We start from the raw sequence: 22,209 nt of genomic DNA on the forward strand, positions 1-22,209 counted from the left end.
TAACGCCGCCAACACAGGCGAGCGTCAGCGAGTCCAGCCAGCTTGCTGGCGTTTGTGATTGGCCTTGTTATGAGCTTCAAACTAACAACTCACATAGGTGGCCTGTTAATTCCACTCGTCTGTATTCGAATCATTGGCCACATATTTATGAAACAAAAGCCGTGGTCAGTGCTGCACAAAAACGCTCTTCTTACCGTGCGACTGGTAAAAGGGCGATTCTGACAAACTAATTTTACTTTGGCATCGGTGCCTTCTCACAAACTCCAAACGCGAACTTTTTGAGTGTAGAGTTCAGACCAAAAGCTAATCAATTAACATGGATGACCTATTAGTTTCTTTTTCTTTGGGAAAGCTTGTCGGTTTGCAGCGGGCTTTGCGCGAATAGCGTTTCGAACAGGTTCATGGGATTTTCGCTTTTACCCTCCGCTTGGTGCGTGAGATAGTTGAAATCCAGGTTTATTTTTGACTCCAGATCGCTGGCATAATTTTGTGGATATTGCGCTTGCTCGATCGCGGGCAGCTCCTTGAAATGGTCAAGGACGGCGCTGAAGAAATTGGTCATTTTCCCCGTCCGGTTATATTCATCCATGGCTTGGGCTGCGACTTTGACACGCCAAACCTGTTCCCTATCATACGATTCATAGTAAGCCGCTCTACGTTCATTAACGGTGTAGTTTCCGCTGTCGTCATAGATGATGTGGGACAGTTGTTCTGTCGACAGGCTACCAAAAGGGTTTTTCACCGATCTGCTGCCGCTGTCTGAACTAGTGACGAATTCCGTTGCTTGCTTGGCTCTTGCTAACAACTCTGGATCGTCAGTCTTAGGAACCTCGTTGTTGTGCTTGGCTTTGTTAGCTTGGTAGGCGTCACCAATTATTTGATCTATCAAAGAGTTCGCCTTGCCGGCCAATTCTGAACGGCTGAGCGTTGTGTCCCGAGCCTCTGCACGGCTGGCACTGTCCGCCAGTTGGCTGGCTAGCGTGGAAATCGTCAGCGTGCCGCCGCCTTGGGTGCCCGATGCGCCCTGATTTTTCGAGGCGTCAGAAACAGGCTCTGTCGCCGAAGCTGCCTTGAACGCCACTGCGTTGCCTGTTTGGGCAGTGGAATACGCATTAATAGAACCGACCATAATTGCCCCCGTGAACCTAAAGTTTTTGGATCCAAACTAACCCTATCATGATGAAGCTAATAAGCCATCAGGTTAAAATAAGCCCATAGTAATTAAATAAACTCCGCGCTGGCAGATTGCCGACTCATAACGCTTGAGCCAAGCGGCGCGAGGTACGAGCGTCCGACTTGGGCGACTTGTTAACTTGGCGAGCTGCTGATGCTTCTTGAGCACAGCGAACCAAGGCAAAAAGTGACACCTGCCAACCGAACAAGAAGGCTGCAAGTTATCACCTACGATTACCAACGGCACCAAGACAAAGCTAAAAACTTAAATCGATGTATGAACTCCAGGCCGCAAGCAAAGCTACCTGCAAACTTTATTGCTACCAACTGATTAAAGGCCTAAACCAAACGAGCCAGTTAACGCTGCCAACACAGGCGAGCGGCAGCGAGTCCAGCCAGCTTGCTGGCGTTTGTGATTGGCCTTGTTATGAGTTTCAAGAAAACAACTAACATGGATGGCCCGTTAGTTGTTGCTCCTTTGGGATTTATATTTACTAGCATCTGGCGATTACAACTAAGTTATTGACTTTCCCATTTTCTCCATCAACTCAATTAATTTGCTATCTCCTTGAACCCGCTCGTTCATCTGCTGGCGAAGCGATTCACTAAAGTTCTTATCAAGAATAGTTGCCTTATAATGAGCCTCAACCCCTCTGATGCCGTTGGCATCTAATATCGCTTGGTAGTGTTCTTGAACACGATCAGCATACTCAATGCGCTCACTCATTGACGTTGACGCAGCTTGAGGATATTTCTCTGCAAACCAATCCGCTCCTATGCCTAATGTTCCGGTAGCTTCGAACATATAGTCTGCCTGCCAACTTGGCATCTGGTACATTTCTAGGGGATGAGCACCCGATGCAATATTTGTCACATTTGGTATCACTCCCTCGTAAGCAGCTTGTTTGCCTACACTCGATATGTTGACGCTATCCACACTATTGCCCTGATTTACCTGAGGAGGCTTTGCGTTATTAGTGCTATTAGTCTTACTTTCATATGCGGCATTCACCGCAGAGTGCGTATTACCGATCAACATGAGCTTCTCCTTGTGGTTTTAACTTGTATTCCTACTAACCCAAACACTACTAATGCAAAAATTAAGCCAGCTTATAATATTGCATACTTTGGAACATTTACAATTCCAGTGAAATCGTCTAGGAAGTACGTTTAACTTAGGTTATGAGGAAAAATAGCTGTCCTGTTTACTCGATTGAATTGTAGTGGCCAAGTAAAATTGGCCACTACAATTAGTTACTGAATCGATGAAAACGGAAAGCCTTGACAGTCATCGGCAAAACTTTGCCGCTACATGCATACTAATGTTCAAAAGATGCCGAACAGAGATCTCAAACCTTGGCAGCCAAAGATAAGTACATTTGCACACTTCCCGACAGCCGATGCCGAGGTTGCCCTTTGCTCTACCATTTCAGCTTGCACAGCTCGGTGATAATTCTAAAAATTGACTCCGAAACTGGCTGATTACCGACTCATAACGCCGCAAACACAGGCGAGCGTCAGCGAGTCCAGCCAGCTTGCTGGCGTTTGTGATTGGCCTTGTTATAAGTTTTAATGACTACTATTTATACGGATACTCTGGATCATCGGGAGTGTCTATAACCGCATGCTGCTTGATTAACTCTGTACTTTCAGCAGAAGTAGAAATCATAGAAAGTGCGTGACCCAGCATATGCCTAGACTCTTCATTTAACGCTGCAAGCCTCTCAATTTCTTCTGACATTTCTTTACTAGCCCTGCGGTGATAGAGCTCGGCAACAATTAAATAAATAATTGCACCGATTACCGCGCCGATTATTATTTCGATCAACTTAAATCTCCATTACTACCGAAAAACACTCAAGACTTATAACGCCGCAATCACGCGCTTGTCGCGTGCATTGCCTTGTTAATTTTGATTTCCATAGGCTGATAAGCCAGACCATCCGACTCACTTGCTTCGCCTTTGCACTCGAACCCGTACTTTTCATACGCGGGTACTGAAGACAGGGATGCACTAACTGTAATAGTTTCAACCTCCGCATAATTTATGGCTGATGAAAGCAGTTTCTTACCAATACCTTCTTTCTGACGGTCAGGAATTATAAAAAGCATTGCAACATGACGGCCTTCCTTAAGTTCGATGACGCCCTCAATTTGTCCATTGTCTTCTGCGACCAGCATCAAGTTGTCGCCCTTCATCCTTTCAAGAAAGGAATTACTCGCAGCAATTTTCGAAAAGGTTGAAACCCCTTCATCAGATAATGCGTCCGCAACAGAATGTAAAAAAGAATTCATACAGGTTGCACTTACAGCTTCAAGGTCTTTCACTTCCATTTTCCTGACGATCATTGATATCCTGCTAGAAATTAACGCCGCCAACACAGGCGAGCGTAGCGAGTCCAGCCAGCTTGCTGGCGTTTGTGATTGGCCTTGTTATGAGCTTAAGTAAAAGTAAGAACTCACCAGCTTAACTCCGTGAGTATCAGGTGAAACACGTTCCGTCGCTGCCAATATTGGATGAAGCACGCTGAATGTTCAACGAGATGCCCGACAGAGATTTTGAATGTTGAGTACCATAGCTAAATACCTTGCTCGGTTCTCCGAGAGGCGATTCCAGTGTCACTCTTTTACTCCGCCATTTCAGCCAGCTCGGTGATAACGCTATAAATTGACTCCGTGCTTGGCTGATTGCTGACTCATAACGCATTACTAATGGGCTGCCGCAGCGCAGCGTAGGCAGTCCCGTGGAGACCACGCTGTTTGTGGCCGTAACGAAATTTAGTAACTTGTTATGTGACATTTAATGCTTAGCAATTGTTGAATGATGAATAACCCAATAGGCTAAAGCAACAAATATACCACCAACTAAAACAGCTAAAGACCACAACCAAGAATTTACAAACGCCAGAGATCCATGCTCTCTTTGCAATCTGTTGGCGTCGTTGAATACTGCAGCACTGAAAGCAAGATGAACTAAGATAGCACCTATAATTGGCAAGATATTCCACATTAAGCCAAAAACCATTACTTGTTCTGAGTTTAAATTATTAAAATAAAAATCCATTAAGATACCCTTTTTTAAAGATCAGCTTGATGCTGAAATCACATAACGCCGCCAACACAGGCGAGCGTCAGCGAGTCCAGCCAGCTTGCTGGCGTTTGTGATTGGCCTTGTTAGGCCTTTTGTTCATTTTCAACCGCAAAATTCTTTATCACACCAAAATAGGCCGGTAAAGCTAACAATAACCCACCAAAGCCACCAGCTAAAACCTGTTCTAAAAGTGACGCTGAGCTTTTTCCTATGATGTCTAAACCAAAACTTATGCCTATTAAAAATGGAAGGCCAGATATTAGCGTGATATTTAATAAAAACAAAAAGAACCAAAACTTATTTCCGTTGTTCCTTAGTTCTTGTTGTGCGGCATAAATAAATCCAATTATAAAAAATAGCGAAAAGGCCGAAAACAAGCCTATAATTGCAGAAACAAACCAGTGGATATTAAATTGCTCCTGAGTGACATAGAATGTGTAGCCAAAGGCAAGAACAAAAGGGCTATATATCATACTCAGAATAAATACTCGGAAGGTAAACCCAATTAACCCACCCATTAACCCACCGACAGCTGCAGCTTCGGCTTGCTCCCTTGTTCTATAGTTACTCATATTAAACACCTCTAGTTTATTGTATTGATGCCCTAACGCCGCCAACACAGGCGAGCGTAGCGAGTCCAGCCAGCTTGCTGGCGTTTGTGATTGGCCTTGTTATGAGCTTAAGTAAAAGTAAGAACTCACCAGCTTAACTCCGTGAGTATCAGGTGAAACACGTTCCGTCGCTGCCAATATTGGATGAAGCACGCTGAATGTTCAACGAGATGCCCGACAGAGATTTTGAATGTTGAGTACCATAGCTAAATACCTTGCTCGGTTCTCCGAGAGGCGATTCCAGTGTCACTCTTTTACTCCGCCATTTCAGCCAGCTCGGTGATAACGCTATAAATTGACTCCGTGCTTGGCTGATTGCTGACTCATAACGCTAAGCTAAGCGGCGCAGCTCGCTGCGTCCAAAGCTTGAGCGCCTTGTTAGATTAAGCCTTTGGCAACTGATATCAAACCTATGATAGAACCGATAAGGCCAGTGATAATAGCGAACCAAAAAGCAATCACATCACGCTGCGCTTTTTGCTCTTTTCTTATAAGTTCGCGGACGTGATATATACCATTCTCTGTTAATAAATTTGTGGGCCCTTCGTCATCATCAAAGTCAAAATTTTTATACATAGTTTCATCATGTAAGGACGGCATGGGAATTATTAATTTGTCAGCCATTTTCTTGAGATAGCTTGTTTTATGAAACTCAATTCCATGCTCTACAAGATCACATTTATGGTACATGTGGGAGATGTGTCCTTGATCATCTTCTCCAAGCTTATAGCCTTTTTCTACAGACTCTGCCTCTTTTAACAATTTTCTTAAAGTTTTGTTCAATTTAGCAATCTGGATTCTATAGCTTAAATACGCAATCATAATTTCCCTTGAAAATCTAACGCCGCATTAAGCGGACTAAAATTGTGGGTTATACTGTGTAGCGAAGCGGAACGTAACCCACTGTTTTAGTTCCGTTTAAATGCCTTGTTAGAGGCCTACTCGGTTGGCCACCTTTTCAAACATTCTAGTATCCCATACAAGCTTGATACGACTTGATGTAACATCTCATGCCCTTGGTGAACATAAGGAACTGATTTGTCAATTTTAATAAGATCAAATGCTTGTTCAATTTTACTACTAGGCAAATGTGCATCTGCATGCCTAAGTTCGTAAACCCCAACTAATGGTGCAGTCATTTTTCTTACAAAATCTACATCGTATTTAGACGTGAGCAGGTTTTCTAATGATTTCAATGATCCCCATTTTGTTTTCTTAGGTGGAGGAACGATAGTTTGCATGGCTTCAGCATCTAAGCTATCGACAATAAGCCTTGCAAGATCTTTTGACAACGAATAGAACGAGGCCTCGTCAATGGATCTAAATCGATGAGTTTTTTGTATTAAGTCAGGGATTATATCGTGTTCCCTAAAAATCTTAATACCAAGTTTATCTTCAGATAACTCATTTAAATGTTGAAATACATTAGCTAAAAATGATTCTGGTGCTTGTGTTTCTGCTGGAGTTGCACGAACCTGTGATGCAAGTAATTCTTCTGAAACACCACCTTCTGGAGTGATGTTAAACCCAGCCCATATTTGTTGTTGCCATTCAGGCAGACGACCAATATCTTTTGCATAAACACAAATTAAACCAAGTTCATTAACTCCAAAATGTACTCCGTAACCATAAGAGCCACCAACCTTTCCAGTTTGAGAAGTGTAAAAATCCAGTGTTCCACCTCGGCGGTGACATAGAGACATAATTATATCTGGCTTAAACCAAAGCCATTTACCACTATCTATAAGCTCTTTGCCACAAACCCTAGTGCCTTCGGCATCAATAATAAAAAATACCGTTGATGCCACTTCATCTTCACGAACTTTGGGACTAAATTTTGCGGGTTCAATTATCTCTGTTCGCCATAAGTCGCCCATTACACGATAAAGTTTTTTTCCTTCAAAGTCTTTTACCCAAGATTTACTTTTTGTATTTTCATCACTTGGAATATCTGATAAATCAGGCACATCATCAGATTCATCAACATCCGTTCGTTCTACATGCATTACAGACATTTGAGAACCAAATGGATTGCCGCCTTCGTGGATTTCCATGAAACGACCTTCCCACCTATAACTTTCATTTTCAAATTTATCATTTCCATTAGGCCATGCTAGAAAAGATATATCTTCAAAAATAGCATCTCGGCTAAAAAACATAGTCATATATAAACACATGTCTCTAGCGCAAAGGTAATCCTTTAAATACTGCGCTTTAACTTCAAGTGATAAAGGCTTTTCTTCATTATCAACATTTAATTTAGCTACTTCTGTGTACCCATCTTGAGGACACACCCACGAATTACCTTCACGAACTAAGCCTAGAGCGATAACAAAGTCTTGATTTAAGTGCCATGTTGGTGGTTTATCATCTAAAGAACGTTGATCAATAACTAACCGAAGACCTATATAATCTTCACCATATATTTTGTGGGTATCTGCTGATATATACTCACCATCTTCTACATAACTTGAGTGTTCATTTATACCGATATCTGACCAATCTAAATTTTTAGCGAGTTCAATTTTTGAAGAGGGCACTGCTATTGTGCCACAGCCGAAAAAATCTTCTTTATAGCCTAAGTACCCATATTTACCTTCGCTTTCTATATTATTAATAGCCCTTAAAGGTATCCAAACCGACCTAGTAAAATTTTTCCGTCGGATGTCGTTCATATCGAACCACTCTTGCTTCATGCTTGATACTCCATGGGATTTACACAGGCCTCTAACGTCGTCAACACAGGCGAGCGTAGCGAGTCCAGCCAGCTTGCTGGCGTTTGTGATTGGCCTTGTTAGGCAAACTTACTCATCACTTGGGTCAGGTAATGCTTGATAAAATGCAGCGATTTTCTCAATATCATTTTGACTAAAGTACCTGACATTGGCCCAATCAGTATTTGCTTCTATATATTTCTTTGCTGGTGCGGTAAGACTTTCACCTCCGACTAACCAGTGCTCACTTACTAAAGGGTGCTTACGAATATCACCTACAAACTTTATAGCATCATCTTTTTGAACTTTATCTTTTGGGTCTTTAACATCAATTCTAATTTGAGTTGATTTTCCCACTAGTACCATACTGGACTCTCCAGCTTTCGCTATTTCTTTAAATTTTTCACCAGTATTTTCTGGACAGTGAAGTATTAAGTCAGCGCCAAGATCGGGAGTGTTAGTTATTGTATTTCTAGTAAAGTCGCATCTATCTTCCTTCAAAGCTATATCACATATAGCTCTAGCTGTGAGCATTTCGGCTTTTTTACCTGTTTTTTTCTTTTTATCATCCATGGTTCACCCCCTTACCTTGATGAAGGTGAAACTATCTTGTTTAAACTGAGTGTTCTTTAGTTCAATCAAAGAAAATACATTTAGAAACAATCTTAAACTAAGGCGAGTCTTCCTACATTGCCCACTTACTATTAAATTAGTACTTCCTTGACTGTCATCTGTTAGTCCAAGCTGATGTACTGTCAATTTAAGCTCTCGAATATATCGATCTTCCAAAAACTCAACAATGTCATCAATCTTATCGTTTGGAATAAACTCGTATGTCGATTTTTCAGAAGAGCCATATTCTTCTGAAATTTCCTGAGCATTCAACCCGAAGTTTTCAATCAATTCATCAAGTAATTCTACTGAAATACTGGATGATTCAATCTCATTTGAATGTTCTTCACAAATCAAACCATCACTATTTGCTGTAAACTGAAGCAAAGCCAGTTCTTTTGACATATAAAACCCCTGTATTAATTTTTTTGATTGCCGAAGCTAGTTTGCCTAACGCCGCATTAAGGTGTGAGCAATGCTACCACGAACCTTAACCATACCACCATAAACACAAGACCCAACGATGACAGTAAAAATGCCAAGCGTTGGGAATCACTCTTAAATGCTTTGTTATATTTTTCTACTAGCGGTTAATTTGTGGTTAGAACTAAAGTTACTGATTATTTCTGAGTCAGACTTTTTCTTACTCTCTTCTAACGAGTAATTAAAGCTTACCTGAGGATCACCTGATAGTTTCGAGTATAAAATTGGTCTTAATATTCGCGTTTTATTATCATTATATGGACTTCTATTCCCATCGTTCGAATTTCTCTTAGCTGAAAAACAGTATACTTTTCTTGGATCCTCACTATCACTTTTTGACAACGATTCAACCATAGCAACATCAATTTCTTTAGTTCTGTGCAAACCAACAGATAAAGGGATAAAACCAGAGAGGTATTCATAAAATTGACTTAAGATATCACGCAAATTTTCTGACCACTCAATACCAAAATACGTTCGTAGCTCTTGAGGCGTAATCAAAAGCCTCATGGTATTCGCTGGAGCAACCAAGTTATCTGAAATGTCATTTTTTTTCAAAAACTCTAGCTCCAAAAGTGCATATTCTGGTCTTTTAGCATCATTTTCATCGTACAACTTAACTAGTAAAATATAGTCTACCGCTTTAAATGTGAACGGAAACGCATCGATCACCCAACCGTTACTTTCCATGTCTTTTTTGAGTACTCTAAGATTTTCCAACACATTCATACCGTTACCACCTAATTATACAATTGTTGTACTCATTACAATCTAAACGTCCTTAACTGTACAGCGTATAAAGTGGAAAAGAGTTCACACTTTAAAACAGGGATTAAGATATTTCTGAGTTGTAATTTCGAACAAAAATATAACGCCGCCAACACAGGCGAGCGTCAGCGAGTCCAGCCAGCTTGCTGGCGTTTGTGATTGGCCTTGTTAAGCATTTTCTTTGGCACCATCTTTAAGAGTATCAATAAACTCCTGCCACATTTCATTACGATTTTCTTTTGGTCCAGCATCAACCTTTGCTAATGCGCGCTCATATTTAAAAAGCTGATTTCTTTGTGTAATACTAAACTCTAGTTTATCAGCAAGCTTATTTAATTTTGCTGTTATAAGCGCTTTGCTATGAAATCGTGACTGCTTATCGCCCCAAATTCCCGTAACTGACGAGGTTGCTGCAATTAACTCTGATAAAACAAGTGAGGCTTCTTTTAATGACTCTTCTTTGGCGTAAATCTCTTTTTAGCTTCTTGGATCTGCGTTAGAGTAAGTCGAAGGTTTTTAAGATCTAGCTCTGATAACCGGCTCAACACTGGAATAACTATGCAAACTATCGCCAAGAGTCCCAGTAAGGAGATATACCCGAGAGTGCCTACTTTATCTTCAAGAAAAAGGTAGGTGAAAGTAATAAACCCAGCTAAGCCTATAACTACTGATATAAATCCTTGCACGGTTTCTCCTCTGGCTGCTTAACGCCGCCAACACAGGCGAGCGTCAGCGAGTCCAGCCAGCTTGCTGGCGGTTGTGATTGGCCTTGTTATGAGTTTAAAGTAAGAACCAATCACTAACTTTGGGCTCTGTGGTAAACGCAGCGAATTCAAAACTAAGCATGCTGAATGTTCAACTAGATGCCAAGCAGAGATCTCAAAGACTGAGCTCGAAGGCCGAGTACTTTGCCCCGCTCTCCGACAGGCGATGTCGAGGTTGCCTTTTTACCCCGCCCTTTCAGCCAGCTTGATGATAACGCTCTAAATTGACTCCGCACTAGCCGATTATTGACTCATAACGCCGCGCTCACCGGCGCTTGGTTAGGTTCCACCCTCAGTAGTCTTTTACAATTGGCACACCCGCGGCTACGCGCTTCTCTGGACATCCAGGGAATATTTTTTTGAAAACGCTCAAGGCAGCAAATTCTGCGCTAACTATCTTTTCCTCAAAAAAAGAAATGCCATTTTTGTCCCAATATTGAACGAGGATGACATGTGGTAACGACGGAGTGGTCCACGCATCTGGACAATAATTCTTTAGATCTTGGATTTTTGGATCCTCCTCTCCTCCTACGTACACATACCCGTTATCATAAAAGATTCGTTGCACAAATTCTTCGCAACGGGCCGCTTTTATTTTTTGATCTGCAGATTTTTCTGAGTTTGGGATATGTAGAGCAACAGAACACGCGTCATAGAGCTCACCGCCAGTCATTTTGTAAAAGCCACACGAAGTAGCGCTCAAGGACAAAGCTCCAATTGCAAAAACTACCAATACAGCTCTTATTTTTCTTTTCATGAGAACCTCGAAAACATAACGCTTCAATTTGCGGCGAGCGTCAGCGAGTCCGGCAGCCGTAGGCTGCGAACAACATTGACTTGTTATATGCTAATTTTATGGGATTGCACTAGAAACTTTATTGCTTCTTGAGCAGCAGGAGCACAAATTAATTGAAAATCATTTTGCACCCATTTTATCTCTTCTATTTCTGAGTTTTCAGAAATAGCTCCATTATATTGAGCATAGAAACACTGCATTTCAACTTTCTGACCTGAACTGAAACCATGGGCGGCTGCAACGATTGTTACAGCGGGTAAAATGGAGCTTTCATCTAAAGACACACCAAGCTCCTCTTTTATTTCTCGAACCAATGCAGCTTTAGGTTTTTCTCCCAGATCAATCTTTCCTCCAGGAATATAAAATTTATCTTTTCCCTTTGTCCTAACACATAGTACCTTGCCATTTTCTACATGCAGCCAAGCAACACTTCTGATCAATTCCATTTTTGTTCTGGTGCCTTATATGAGTTTATAGAAGATAGCAGCTCTACGGGATCACTCGTGTGAATAAGCATTTCAGCATATTTGGGGTTTAAAAAACCTGTTATAGACATTTTCTCGATCATTCCAAGCAGTGGGTTATAAAAACCCTCAATATTGTAGAAAGCACATGGCTTTTTATGATGGCCGAGTTGTGCCCATGTCCATGCCTCAAATATTTCTTCGAGAGTACCTGCGCCACCTGGAAGAGCAACGAAAGCATCGGCCATTTCTGCCATGCACGCTTTCCTCTCGTGCATATCAGAAACAATCCTAAGTTCTGTTATATCTTGATGAGCTATCTCTTTCTCTTTGAGATGTTGTGGAATGACGCCATAAACCTTCCCTCCATTCTCAAGGGCGGCATCTGCTATAACTCCCATCAGTCCTACCTTGCCACCACCATAGACAATATCAATTCCATTTTCGGCAAAGTATTTACCTAAAATTTTTGTGGCACGAATGAACTCAGGGTTGTTTCCACTATTTGAACCACAAAACACTGCAATTCTCATATTTTATTTCCTTGATGACAAACCTGTAGCATATAACGCCGCCAACACAGGCGAGCGTCAGCGAGTCCAGCCAGCTTGCTGGCGTTTGTGATTGGCCTTGTTAGGCATTTTTTGTACAAACACTTGAAAACCACTGTATGAATACCCATATAATTAATGTGCGGTTGCACGCAAGGTGATCCATACGACTTAAACAATATAAGGTACAAAAACATGTCAAAAAATGACTACAACGTATATCAGGGCTCTGATGGTAAATGGCGCGGCGAACGCCAAGATGCTAGCAGAGCAAGTGTGGTTGGAACTACACAGCAAGGGGTATTCCAAGCGACACGTGAATTAGCGCAGAAAGCTCAATCCGAAGTCTCAATTCATCGAGGTGACAACGGAAAAATTAGGGCAAAACATAGTTACGGTAATGACCCTAAATCGACAAAAGGCTAAATCGTAAACCTATTTGGGAGAGGGAACTCTCCCAATATGCCTAACGCCCCACTAAGAGGCAAATGATAGTTGGTTAAAATAAGCGAGGCACGAGCAAAAACCAACTGTTATTTGTCCTGCTTGAGTGGCTTGTTAGGGCTTGAACAGTACAATAATTGCCACAATTACCTATTAGGTGGCAAATATTTTCCTGTTAAACCGATAAATTAATTATTAAATACGATTTTATGCAATATATTGCGCAATGTATAGTTGGTTAGGTTTTTGCTTAGTAAATTATAATAACCGCGGATTTTATATTTAAATAAGGAATTTTTCATGCATATAAACAATAGCGCTCAATTAAATCAAATTTATAAAACACAAAGCCCAAGTTATAACATGTTAAGCAATGCGGACAGAATAACTGAAAATAAAGCATTAACAACAGATACTGTGGATATAAGTAATGCTGGTTTAAATGCAAAAAAAAAAAAATTGGCAAGAGATAGCCAAAAAATTTGATGTTAGTAATATATCCCAAAATGAAATGGGTGATATGGTTTCTAACTTGGTGAATAATAAATTAATTTCTTCGACTGATAGTTTATTTTTAATGGCGCCAACTAGCATGAATCAAGATCCAGAAATTAAATATGATTTATTAGAGTCTATGCGTAAAAGATTAGATTCAGCTATTGCAAATGGAAACACTCAAGACCAAATTAAAAAAACAGAAAATGCTTTTAATATTATTGAGCAACTAAAGAATCTATCTAATTAGATTCGAATGTCAAAGTGATGACTAGCGCCGAAGAGCCCTAACGCCGCAATAAGCGGACTAAAATAGTTGGCTATAATGTGTAGCGAAGCGGAACAGAGCCAACTATTTTTGTTCCGTTTAATTGCCTTGTTAAGTTTTAGAAGTTTTGCTTCGAGGCAATTTCTTCAAATAAAACTTTATAGTCAACTTGATCTGTCACATTAACAACAGTTCCATTTACCATTGTAATTCCAAGTTTATTACGATCAATAGGATTAATCGGTTCGAAATTATTATCAAAATCAGCTTTCCAAAGCCAATTTACATCAACCCAATGTTCTATTGCATTCAAGTCCGTATAATCATGACCTTCATACGGAGTAATAACAGTTCCGACCGCAATAATTCGATTATCATTGTGATATAAAAAAACTAGATCACTTTTTTTATCTTGTCTACTTCTGGTGCTCGATCATAATAAGCAGAGGCTTTATTCTGTCTTAACATATATTTAAAGCCGTTAGGATTGCCATTTTTCCCTTTTGTATTTGTGTTCACTAGCCATGTTTTCATATATATTTCCAATTGATAGTTAAAATAAATGTGAGTGGAGCTGAAACTTAACGCCTAATTAAAAGGCTAAATAGTGTGGGCTAAAATGAAGCGAAGCGAAAAGAGCCCGCATTATTTAGTCCTTTTTGAATGCCTTGTTATGAGTTTCAAGTAAGGGCAAAGACTTCACATCTATGCCCCGACAGTGAACGAAGCGACCACTACTTGATGCTTGTACAAGGTTTAAGCCGAGCGCCGAGCCTGCTGCTAGCCAATTCTGCATAAAGCACACCGAATGATCAGCAGATGCCAAGCAGAGATCTCAAACCTTGGCGCACAAAGATGAGTACATTTTGCACACTCTCCGACAAGTGACTCGGTGCTACCTTTTACTCCGCAGCTTCGGCTTGCAACCGATCGGTAATAACACTGTGGGTTGACCCCGAAACTGGCTGACTCGTAACTCATAACGCTGCCAACACGGGCAGCTTTGGAGTGGAGGCGAAGCCGCAACGCAAAAGCTGTCCCTGTGCTTGGCCTTGTTAGCCATTCCCAGTAGTATCCAGATAAACGAAGAACCCTGACGTAGTATTGTTATCTGAACCTGTTATTCCTTTATATGAGAATTGCACAAAAAGAGGATAGGCATTGGCTGAATAAAATCCATTGCCATCTTTAACATATTTTTCACGCAACTCCGTCTTAAACTGCTCTGGAACGTTTGCCTTCAGTCCAAAACCTACGATATCCCGACTTCGGCCTTTGCCTGACAATAGTTCCTGTAGTTCACTTACCGAGATCAATGGAAGACCGAGCTCCTGATCTGGCTTCATGGACAAATTTCCAGAACCCAGCATGTTTGACCCACTAATCTGTTTTGAAATAATTTTTTCGTTTCCGTCATAAATATCAACAGTGAAACTTTTAGCTGGCCCCTTCGATCTATTTTCAAAATAAAGAGTTAGAAATGGTTCAGTGTCACCTAACCATTGCATGGCCTTCGCATCAACCAATTCCACTTTCGGTTTGTACTCCTCCTGCGCAATTTGTTTCAGAACATCTTCTTCCGGGAAAAGTGTGTAAATGGTGATTGCCAATGCGGCAATTCCTACAATCAGACCCCAAAATGAATATTTGCTTGGAAGAGACCACTTCTTGTACTGCTTTAATTTGGGTATCAAATTTTCTCCGTTTATGTTTCGTGAGGTCGAGATATTGCTAACGCCGCCAACACAGGCGAGCGTTAGCGAGTCCAGCCAGCTTGCTGGCGTTTGTGATTGGCCTTGTTATGAGCTGTAAGTAAGACAAAATATTCACTTCCAGACTCCGTGGTAAATGCAGCGCCCGCTCTGCCGCAGCCAATACTGCATGAAGCACACCTAATGCTCAACGAGATGCCCTGCTGAGATTTCAATATTGAGAGCCAAGGTCAAGTACCTTGCCCGGTTCTCCAACAGCCGATGCCGAAGTTACCCTTTTACTCCTCGACTTCGGTTGAAGAAAACTCTGCCAACTGACTTCACAACTAGCTGACTAAATACTCATAACGCTAAGCTAAGCGGCGCAGCTTGCTGCGTCCAAAGCTTGAGCGCCTTGTTAAGTTTTTATTTATTTAAGCTCTCTAGTTCTTTTTTCAAAATTTGACATTTAATCTCTTGTTCGTCAGCTCTGGCTTTGACTTCTCTATTAATGTGTATTTGAAGTTTGACATACCACTGATAAAAACCCCAACCAGCCAAAACAAAACCAAAAACTGCAACAAATAGTGTACCTATACGAATTAAGTAAATAGATGCCTCGTACTCAGGCAAGCTATTTTGATATCTCCAGAGAAAAGATATAAACACATATCCACTAGTGATAATTAGTGTCAAACCAAATATTGACGCCCATTTATAAAGACTGTCTGTTGGAAATACAGGAAAACTCATTAATCCTCCAATTTATTGACACTTAACGCTTTGCTAAGCGGCAATAAAATAGCTGGCTAAAATAAGCGAGGAACGAGCAAAAGCCAGCTGTTTTTTGTCCGTTTAAGCAACTTGTTAAGTTTCGTATTCCACCTGATTAAACTTTTCATATGCAACTTTTAACTCTGAAAATAAAGGTGAATATGATTCTCGAATTTTCTTAGTAAAGTCATGACTTTCATTACACCGCTTATGGAGAATCCATGTTCTCACTTCGGCGAATGAACAAAGGTCAGAAATAGCACGTGCAATATGAGCGGCTTTAACTACTTCTTGTCGCTCGCTATCCCTAGTACAACGTTCCCATATCATTGCTACTCCGTCACCATCTTTGTGAATTAGATGACTACTCATACCAAAGTTATATGCCAAATGCACTAATGGAGCTAGCCCTTTATCTTCAGACTTACTGAACCCCTGAAGAATGTTACTAAATGACCACTTTTGCTCAAGTAATTTTCGCTGTTGTTTGTTAGCTCCCTCACGAATACTTTCAGTTTGGGACGGCTCTAGTTTTAAGTCTTGCAAAGATTGAGAGTCCTGGATAATTTCGGAGTCAGTGTCATTTAACAATAAAACAACTCTATCGCTTCTCTTTACTGAAGAGTAACTTGGTAGAACTTCCCAATATTCATTAACTTTTTCAAGAACTTCTTCATCGCTTCCTTGAAGCATGAAGATATACTTAACAACACCTTCTATTATTGATCTATTTATTATTTCAGAGTCCCACTCTTGACCTTGTTGTAATAATAAAAGAGAGCTTTCTGTACTAAATTGGCAAGAAAGATAGAGTTGAGTGCTGACAAACCTCACCTTAGGGTGCATTCCTGCGTAATCTTTATCTAATAAAGGTTTACATTGATCAAAATGCTCCCCTATAAAGTGACTTGCTAGCGCAGTCCAACGCTTAAATTTATGTTCCATACTTCCCTAGAAACTTAACGCCCGGCTAAGGGGTTGACAACGCACCGCCGAACTTAAAAAACACACCGTAAACACTGAACTTCAATTTTGAACTAAAGCCGCTACGCGTTGGCAATCCCTCTTGAGCCGTTTGTTAGGCCAACCAATTGACACCGACACTTTCAAAACTAAAGAACGAACTTTTTTATAAACTTAAAACAAACTAACCGATTAATTTATAAACCAAAATGCCAAGTCAGCAAAGAAACAAAAAACTCAAATTTAGCGATTTGGAAGAAAAGTGATGAGCGTAGCATGCTCGGCGGACGTTTGGATGCTGAAGGTTATTTTGCCGCTGAATTTACAGCGATAAACAACCCAACGCGATCAAGAAACAGCAAATATGTGATGATTATTTATTACTTAAATTCAGCCATGAAAACATGGGATTTACTGTTCAATTCAAACTCGATTTAGCTGATAAAAACTCACTTTGCCTAACGCCGCCAACACAGGCGAGCGTAGCGAGTCCAGCCAGCTTGCTGGCGTTTGTGATTGGCCTTGTTATGAGCTTAAGTAAAAGTAAGAACTCACCAGCTTAACTCCGTGAGTATCAGGTGAAACACGTTCCGTCGCTGCCAATATTGGATGAAGCACGCTGAATGTTCAACGAGATGCCCGACAGAGATTTTGAATGTTGAGTACCATAGCTAAATACCTTGCTCGGTTCTCCGAGAGGCGATTCCAGTGTCACTCTTTTACTCCGCCATTTCAGCCAGCTCGGTGATAACGCTATAAATTGACTCCGTGCTTGGCTGATTGCTGACTCATAACGTTTGAGCTAAGCGGGCGACAGCGGCGGGACGACGCTGGGCCAGAATGAAATGAAGCCCAGCGACGGCATGCCGTTGGCGCTCCGCTTGAGCGAAGGGTTAGGCCGCATCAGCGCAGAACGAACTCAAACTCAAGCGGGAAGTCCATCTGGCAGGGTTTGCCAGTGCACGACGCGGGCTTGAACTTGGTGAGCATCAGAATGGTTGCCGCTAGACGGGTTACTCCCGCGGCAGGTGACTCGAACGCAGCGACAGACTGAACCGTTCCCGCAGCGTCAACCGTCGCTACGACTCGCAACTTTCCGGCGACCATGAGGTGCTCCTGCCCCTTCAACAGTGCGTCGTACACCGGCTTTAGGCCATCAGCGGGGAACGGTGGCTCATCTCCGTCAGGGATGCGCTCGTAGGCCGCGTGAACGCGAGCCTTCTCTTCCGCGGTGAACTCCTGATAGCGCCGATCAAGAGGAATGGGGCCGGGAAGGATCGCGAACTTCCGAATTCTTGAAAGTACCGAGGTCGTATCAATCCTGACACCTTCAGGATCTTGCTTTGCCGACTGCGCAACCGCTGGATCCGGCAGTGTGAGTACGCCAGCAAGAAGAACGAACATCAATCGATGGATCACCACAGAACTCTCCTTGCGGCCTAACGCCGCCAACACAGGCGAGCGTCAGCGAGTCCAGCCAGCTTGCTGGCGTGTGTGATTGGCCTTGTTATGAGCTTTAAGTAAGACAAAGTATTCACTTACAGACTCCGTGGTAAATGGAGCGACAACTGCTTGAACTCATGCTTCATTCAAGATTGGCTCCGGCTCCACCACTGCCAATATTGAATGAAGCATGCTGAATGTTCAACGGGATGCCCAGCAGAGATCTCAAAGACTGAGATCCAAGGACAAGTACATTGCCTGGCTCTCCCGCAGACGATGCCGGTGTTACCTTTTTACTCCGCTACTTCAGCCAGCACACTCTATAAATAGACTCCGCGCTGGCTGACTGATGACTCATAACGCCGCCAACACAGGCGAGCGTAAGCGAGTCCAGCCAGCTTGCTGGCGTTTGTGATTGGCCTTGTTATGAGCTTAGGTAAGAGTAATAACTTACCTGCATACTCCGAGGCTATAAGATAAATCGCCCGTTCTGCCGCTGCCAATATTGAATGAGGCACGCTGAATGTTCAACGAGCTACCCAGCTGAGATCTTGAGTATTGAGCCTTACCAATCCCCTCATATGAGCCGCGCCACACCTGAGTTTGAGAGCAACAGTAGCAAAAAATGACGAAACTCTCGGTGATGCTGGGTAACTTGGAAAATGGTCTATCCCTAGGCGCAATGCGGTCTCAGCTGATGTCAGGGGTTAGTGCATATTTAGATTATGCAGCTAACATGACGCGATCTGCTATTAAAATGAGGGGATTACTAAGGTATTGAGCACCACAGCCAAATACCTTGCTCCGCTCTCCGACAGGCGATGTCGATATTACCCTTTTACTCTGCCCTTTCAGTCAGCTCGATAATAACGCTACAAATTGACTCCGTGGCTGGCAGATTAGTGACTCATAACGCCGCCAACACAGGCGAGCGTCAGCGAGTCCAGCCAGCTTGCTGGCGTGTGTGATTGGCCTTGTTATGAGCTGTAAGTAAAACACAGTATTCGCTTACAGACTCTGCGGTAAATGAAGCGTTGGCCTGCCGCAGTCAATACTGAAAGGTACATGCTGAATGTTCAACGAAGTGCCCTGCTGAGATTTCAATATTGAGATCCAAGGCCAAGTACCTTGCCCAGTTCTCCAACAAGCGATGCCGAAGTTACCCTTTACTCCTCGACTTCGGTTGAAGAAAACTCCGCTAATTGACTCCACAACTAGCTGACTAGATACTCATAACGCCGCCAACACAGGCGAGCGTAGCGAGTCCAGCTAGCTTGCTGGCGATTGTGATTGGCCTTGTTATGAGCTTAAGTAAGAGTAATAACTTATCTGTCTACTCCAAGGATTTCAGGTGAAACGTTCGTCCCGCCGCAGCCGATATTGAATGAAGCACACCGAGTGTTCAACGAGTTGCCCAACAGAAATCTCAAACCTTGAAGCCCAAAGCTGAATACATTGGCACGAGCTCCGACAGCCGATGCCGATGTTGCCTTTTACTTCGATACTTCCGCCAAGATAACTCTACAAATTGACTCTGTAACTGGCAGATTGCTGACTCATAACGCCGCCAACACAGGCGAGCGTCAGCGAGTCCAGCCAGCTTGCTGGCGTTTGTGATTGGCCTTGTTATGAGCTGTAAGTAAGACAAAGTATTCGCTTACAGACTCTGCAGTAAATGAAGCGTTGGCCTGCCGCAGCCAATACTGAATGAAGCACACAGAATGTTCAACGAGGTGCCCAGCTGAGATCTTGAATATTGAGCACTACAGCTAAATACTTGCACCGTTCTCCGACAAGCGATGACGAGGTTACCTTTTTACTCCCCGACTTCGATTGCAAAAGACTCTGCTAACTGACTTCACAACTAGCTGAATAGATACTCATAACGCTGAGCACAGCGGCGCCACGACAGTGGCGTCCGGCGGCCATCGGCCGCGTACTGATGCGGTTTGTTATAAATCATTTGATCCGGGTAAACCTGATCGGTGGGCTGCTCTTTAATACAGCTTGATTCGGCACTTTCTCAACTTTCCAAGAGTTAGCCTTTGCCCAAGATAATAACCGGTCTTCATCTATGACCTTATACTCAAACGAGTCAGGATGCGGGGTATCACTGGGAAATATTTTCGCGATGTCCGCGTAAGAAACGGTAACGTCATCTCCGCCATGCTTCTCAAGTTCAGCTTTTAAGGACTCTTCCATGTCTCACTCTCCTTGATTTATAACGCCTTGCTCACCGGAAAATTAGGAGCGCAGCGAGTAATTTTTCCGAGTGCAGCAACTTGTTATGTGTCCGAATTCCATTTGGCATCATCAATTTTTATAATGTATGAACGAGTATTAATACCCCTAATTATAGTTTTTAGTTTTCGCTGAAAGAGACGCAACCAGCAAGCCAACTGACATGACACCAAAAAATGACATAATTGATCCTATCAGGTTTATTACGTCAAACACTTGATTTACATCCTTTATCGTAATGTTAGTGAATGCCTGAAAGGAAAATATCAATGAATCACCTAGATCCATAGCTGTAGATGATGATTGATTAAAATACCCAAATAAAGAGAAGCTTATAACTGCAAATAATGAAAATAGAATTATATTAAATGGCCGCTCACCATACCCCCAATATAGCTCTTGAAACGTCATCCATATAAAACCGAACAGAGAGAATAAGCGCCTCACTATTCCGTCCCGAGTACCTATGTAAGAGAACGTTTTCCATAACTCTTTCCGCTTTTCCTTTTGCTCAAAATAGAAGTGCTTACCAGCAAGGTCCGGGTAACCTAGATGAGAGTAGGTCATTTTTGCAGATTGATTGAAATTCCTTCTTTCTGCAGCAGAACCACCACATATATCCAAGTATTCAAAGCAACAATCTGAAACTTCGGTACCTTTCAGCTTTAATCTCAGATGCTTTTCACGAATTGATGAGCGGAATAGTTTTGACTCATTTAAACTAATCGTTGAGTCGCAATACTCAAAGTCGCATTCAAGAATACCTCCGTTACTAACATCAATCTCAATTGAACATTGATGAAGTTTTGCAGCATGAATTTGCCCATGAATTTTTAGATTTCGCAACGTAGAGAATGAAATATCCTGAAAGCTAGTAATGATCGGATTAATGAGGGTGAGATTATCAATATTGGTAAATTCAAGGTTTTTTTCACCCACAACCCCATCAACATCCGTCACACCTCCACCTCCTAATTTTAGCAACTTAAGGCTTGGGGGAGCACTCCTCTGCTTAGTATTGGAAAGAATTTCGTCGATAGTGACACTGGGCATAAAAGAAGGAATATTGAACTGAATACTTGAATCGCTATTTATGAAAGTCGACGTATTACAAGACCTTCCAGATGGAGTTAGGCATCTAACAAAATCTTCAATGCTTGATGGATTTTTGTAAAATACCCAATTCCTGTTCTTATAAGCCCAATCAATGTAGCTACAAAAATCAACCTGTCTAGTCACCTTTTTCTTTCTAAATTGATTTTTACCCTTCTTTTCGAAACAGTAACGTAAAATTGGTTTGGGGGGATGGCTATCCAAGCGTAAACTTACGTCATGCTCAATAAACTTCATTGGCTCTCCGTAGAGCCTTATGAATCGTGCTGGTCCATGAAATACCAAATCTTGTCTTGTTAACCCAGTTTGCTCTGAAAGCCAAATAGAAAAGTATGGAAGAGTCTCAAAAAGAAAGTTCACAATGCGAGGAAAATCATGCTCCCTTCTCCATTCATTGAATGCTTCATCACTCCAAGAAAGCCAATCTTTTGGGGACAACTCTAGTTTCACTTCTAACACCTTGCCTCTCATACCACCTCTAAAATCCAATCATTATCGATACCTATTAAATACTGTATTGTGAGCCTGCCCTCCCGATTAAATCAATCTACGTTTGTAGTTTGTTTTTTGGCCATTAGAGGAAATATCCAATCCTAACCACAATCACATAACAGCTAATTCAACGACCGATGACATCTATGCCAACCGCTTCTATTCCGTTGAAGCATAGACACCATCATTAAAATTCTCTTTTTTATCAACAGCTTGAGACACCATAAGTACAACGCCTCGAAGAATAAGCATAAAATG

General features: G+C 41.9%; 25 protein-coding genes. 4 read left to right on the forward strand and 21 right to left on the reverse strand.

Going from position 1 to position 22,209, the window contains the following annotated elements; genetic code table 11:
- Positions 1 to 230: hypothetical protein (locus ACEN2G_RS13250; protein WP_442022314.1), on the forward strand; the 230-nt coding region annotated here is incomplete at its 5' end.
- A 98-nt stretch (positions 231 to 328) separates the two neighbouring features.
- Here the strand turns inward: ACEN2G_RS13250 and ACEN2G_RS13255 are convergent.
- From ACEN2G_RS13255 to ACEN2G_RS13320, 14 genes are all read right to left on the reverse strand, one after another.
- Positions 329 to 1,129 carry a hypothetical protein gene (locus ACEN2G_RS13255; RefSeq protein ID WP_442022316.1) on the reverse strand — a complete coding sequence of 267 codons (801 nt, stop codon included), beginning with the start codon at positions 1,127 to 1,129 and terminating at the stop codon, positions 329 to 331.
- Positions 1,130 to 1,687: 558 nt separating this feature from the next.
- Positions 1,688 to 2,212: a hypothetical protein gene (locus tag ACEN2G_RS13260; RefSeq protein ID WP_442022318.1), complete on the reverse strand. Its 525-nt coding sequence runs from the start codon at positions 2,210 to 2,212 to the stop codon at positions 1,688 to 1,690.
- Positions 2,213 to 2,752: 540 nt separating this feature from the next.
- Positions 2,753 to 3,001, reverse strand: a complete 249-nt coding sequence (locus ACEN2G_RS13265; protein WP_442022320.1) for a hypothetical protein — start codon at positions 2,999 to 3,001, stop codon at positions 2,753 to 2,755.
- A gap of 50 nt (positions 3,002 to 3,051) precedes the next feature.
- Positions 3,052 to 3,522, reverse strand: a complete 471-nt coding sequence (locus ACEN2G_RS13270; RefSeq protein WP_442022322.1) for a GNAT family N-acetyltransferase — start codon at positions 3,520 to 3,522, stop codon at positions 3,052 to 3,054.
- Positions 3,523 to 3,973: 451 nt separating this feature from the next.
- A complete protein-coding gene (locus tag ACEN2G_RS13275; protein WP_442022324.1) occupies positions 3,974 to 4,237 on the reverse strand; it encodes a hypothetical protein in 264 nt (87 codons plus the stop codon).
- Between the two features lie 110 nt (positions 4,238 to 4,347).
- Positions 4,348 to 4,836, reverse strand: a complete 489-nt coding sequence (locus ACEN2G_RS13280; RefSeq protein ID WP_442022326.1) for a hypothetical protein — start codon at positions 4,834 to 4,836, stop codon at positions 4,348 to 4,350.
- Between the two features lie 417 nt (positions 4,837 to 5,253).
- The gene (locus ACEN2G_RS13285) at positions 5,254 to 5,697 is read right to left on the reverse strand and encodes a hypothetical protein (RefSeq protein ID WP_442022328.1); all 444 of its coding nucleotides are present in this window, start codon (positions 5,695 to 5,697) and stop codon (positions 5,254 to 5,256) included.
- A gap of 116 nt (positions 5,698 to 5,813) precedes the next feature.
- Positions 5,814 to 7,571: a hypothetical protein gene (locus ACEN2G_RS13290; protein ID WP_442022330.1), complete on the reverse strand. Its 1,758-nt coding sequence runs from the start codon at positions 7,569 to 7,571 to the stop codon at positions 5,814 to 5,816.
- A gap of 108 nt (positions 7,572 to 7,679) precedes the next feature.
- A complete protein-coding gene (locus ACEN2G_RS13295; RefSeq protein ID WP_442022332.1) occupies positions 7,680 to 8,162 on the reverse strand; it encodes a hypothetical protein in 483 nt (160 codons plus the stop codon).
- A 3-nt stretch (positions 8,163 to 8,165) separates the two neighbouring features.
- The gene (locus ACEN2G_RS13300; RefSeq protein WP_442022334.1) at positions 8,166 to 8,606 is read right to left on the reverse strand and encodes a hypothetical protein; all 441 of its coding nucleotides are present in this window, start codon (positions 8,604 to 8,606) and stop codon (positions 8,166 to 8,168) included.
- A gap of 165 nt (positions 8,607 to 8,771) precedes the next feature.
- Positions 8,772 to 9,413: a DUF6037 family protein gene (locus tag ACEN2G_RS13305; RefSeq protein ID WP_442022336.1), complete on the reverse strand. Its 642-nt coding sequence runs from the start codon at positions 9,411 to 9,413 to the stop codon at positions 8,772 to 8,774.
- A 1,095-nt stretch (positions 9,414 to 10,508) separates the two neighbouring features.
- Entirely contained in the window at positions 10,509 to 10,973 is a 465-nt protein-coding gene (locus tag ACEN2G_RS13310; RefSeq protein WP_442022338.1) for a hypothetical protein, read from the reverse strand.
- 83 nt (positions 10,974 to 11,056) lie between these two features.
- Positions 11,057 to 11,458, reverse strand: a complete 402-nt coding sequence (locus ACEN2G_RS13315) for an NUDIX hydrolase (protein ID WP_442022340.1) — start codon at positions 11,456 to 11,458, stop codon at positions 11,057 to 11,059.
- On the reverse strand, positions 11,449 to 12,009 hold the full coding sequence (locus tag ACEN2G_RS13320; protein WP_442022342.1) for a TIGR00730 family Rossman fold protein: 561 nt from the start codon (positions 12,007 to 12,009) through the stop codon (positions 11,449 to 11,451). The genes ACEN2G_RS13315 and ACEN2G_RS13320 overlap by 10 nt, the downstream gene beginning before the upstream one ends.
- A 213-nt stretch (positions 12,010 to 12,222) precedes the next feature.
- Between ACEN2G_RS13320 and ACEN2G_RS13325 the strand changes: the two genes are divergently transcribed.
- The 3 genes from ACEN2G_RS13325 to ACEN2G_RS13335 all read left to right on the forward strand — a co-directional run bounded on the left by ACEN2G_RS13325 (position 12,223) and on the right by ACEN2G_RS13335 (position 13,216).
- Positions 12,223 to 12,453: a DUF2188 domain-containing protein gene (locus ACEN2G_RS13325; protein ID WP_442022344.1), complete on the forward strand. Its 231-nt coding sequence runs from the start codon at positions 12,223 to 12,225 to the stop codon at positions 12,451 to 12,453.
- A gap of 318 nt (positions 12,454 to 12,771) precedes the next feature.
- Positions 12,772 to 12,957, forward strand: a complete 186-nt coding sequence (locus ACEN2G_RS13330; protein ID WP_442022346.1) for a hypothetical protein — start codon at positions 12,772 to 12,774, stop codon at positions 12,955 to 12,957.
- Positions 12,914 to 13,216 carry a hypothetical protein gene (locus tag ACEN2G_RS13335; RefSeq protein WP_442022348.1) on the forward strand — a complete coding sequence of 101 codons (303 nt, stop codon included), beginning with the start codon at positions 12,914 to 12,916 and terminating at the stop codon, positions 13,214 to 13,216. Before ACEN2G_RS13330 ends, ACEN2G_RS13335 begins: the two co-directional genes overlap by 44 nt.
- 136 nt (positions 13,217 to 13,352) lie before the next feature.
- Here the strand turns inward: ACEN2G_RS13335 and ACEN2G_RS13340 are convergent, their stop codons facing one another.
- The 7 genes from ACEN2G_RS13340 to ACEN2G_RS13370 form a co-directional block, all read right to left on the reverse strand.
- Positions 13,353 to 13,547, reverse strand: a complete 195-nt coding sequence (locus ACEN2G_RS13340) for a hypothetical protein (protein ID WP_442022350.1) — start codon at positions 13,545 to 13,547, stop codon at positions 13,353 to 13,355.
- Positions 13,548 to 14,289: 742 nt separating this feature from the next.
- Positions 14,290 to 14,928 carry a hypothetical protein gene (locus tag ACEN2G_RS13345; protein WP_442022352.1) on the reverse strand — a complete coding sequence of 213 codons (639 nt, stop codon included), beginning with the start codon at positions 14,926 to 14,928 and terminating at the stop codon, positions 14,290 to 14,292.
- Between the two features lie 423 nt (positions 14,929 to 15,351).
- Positions 15,352 to 15,678 carry a hypothetical protein gene (locus ACEN2G_RS13350; protein WP_442022353.1) on the reverse strand — a complete coding sequence of 109 codons (327 nt, stop codon included), beginning with the start codon at positions 15,676 to 15,678 and terminating at the stop codon, positions 15,352 to 15,354.
- Positions 15,679 to 15,792: 114 nt separating this feature from the next.
- Positions 15,793 to 16,644, reverse strand: coding sequence for a DUF5677 domain-containing protein (locus tag ACEN2G_RS13355; protein WP_442022355.1), 852 nt, complete (start codon positions 16,642 to 16,644; stop codon positions 15,793 to 15,795).
- A gap of 921 nt (positions 16,645 to 17,565) precedes the next feature.
- Positions 17,566 to 18,081, reverse strand: a complete 516-nt coding sequence (locus tag ACEN2G_RS13360; RefSeq protein ID WP_442022357.1) for a hypothetical protein — start codon at positions 18,079 to 18,081, stop codon at positions 17,566 to 17,568.
- 1,983 nt (positions 18,082 to 20,064) lie between these two features.
- Entirely contained in the window at positions 20,065 to 20,307 is a 243-nt protein-coding gene (locus ACEN2G_RS13365) for a hypothetical protein (protein WP_442022359.1), read from the reverse strand.
- A 147-nt stretch (positions 20,308 to 20,454) separates the two neighbouring features.
- Entirely contained in the window at positions 20,455 to 21,909 is a 1,455-nt protein-coding gene (locus tag ACEN2G_RS13370) for a hypothetical protein (protein WP_442022361.1), read from the reverse strand.
- Between the last annotated feature and the right edge of the window lie 300 nt (positions 21,910 to 22,209).

Source organism: Oceanisphaera sp. W20_SRM_FM3 (assembly GCF_052119705.1).
In the GTDB taxonomy this organism is placed as follows: domain Bacteria; phylum Pseudomonadota; class Gammaproteobacteria; order Enterobacterales; family Aeromonadaceae; genus Oceanimonas.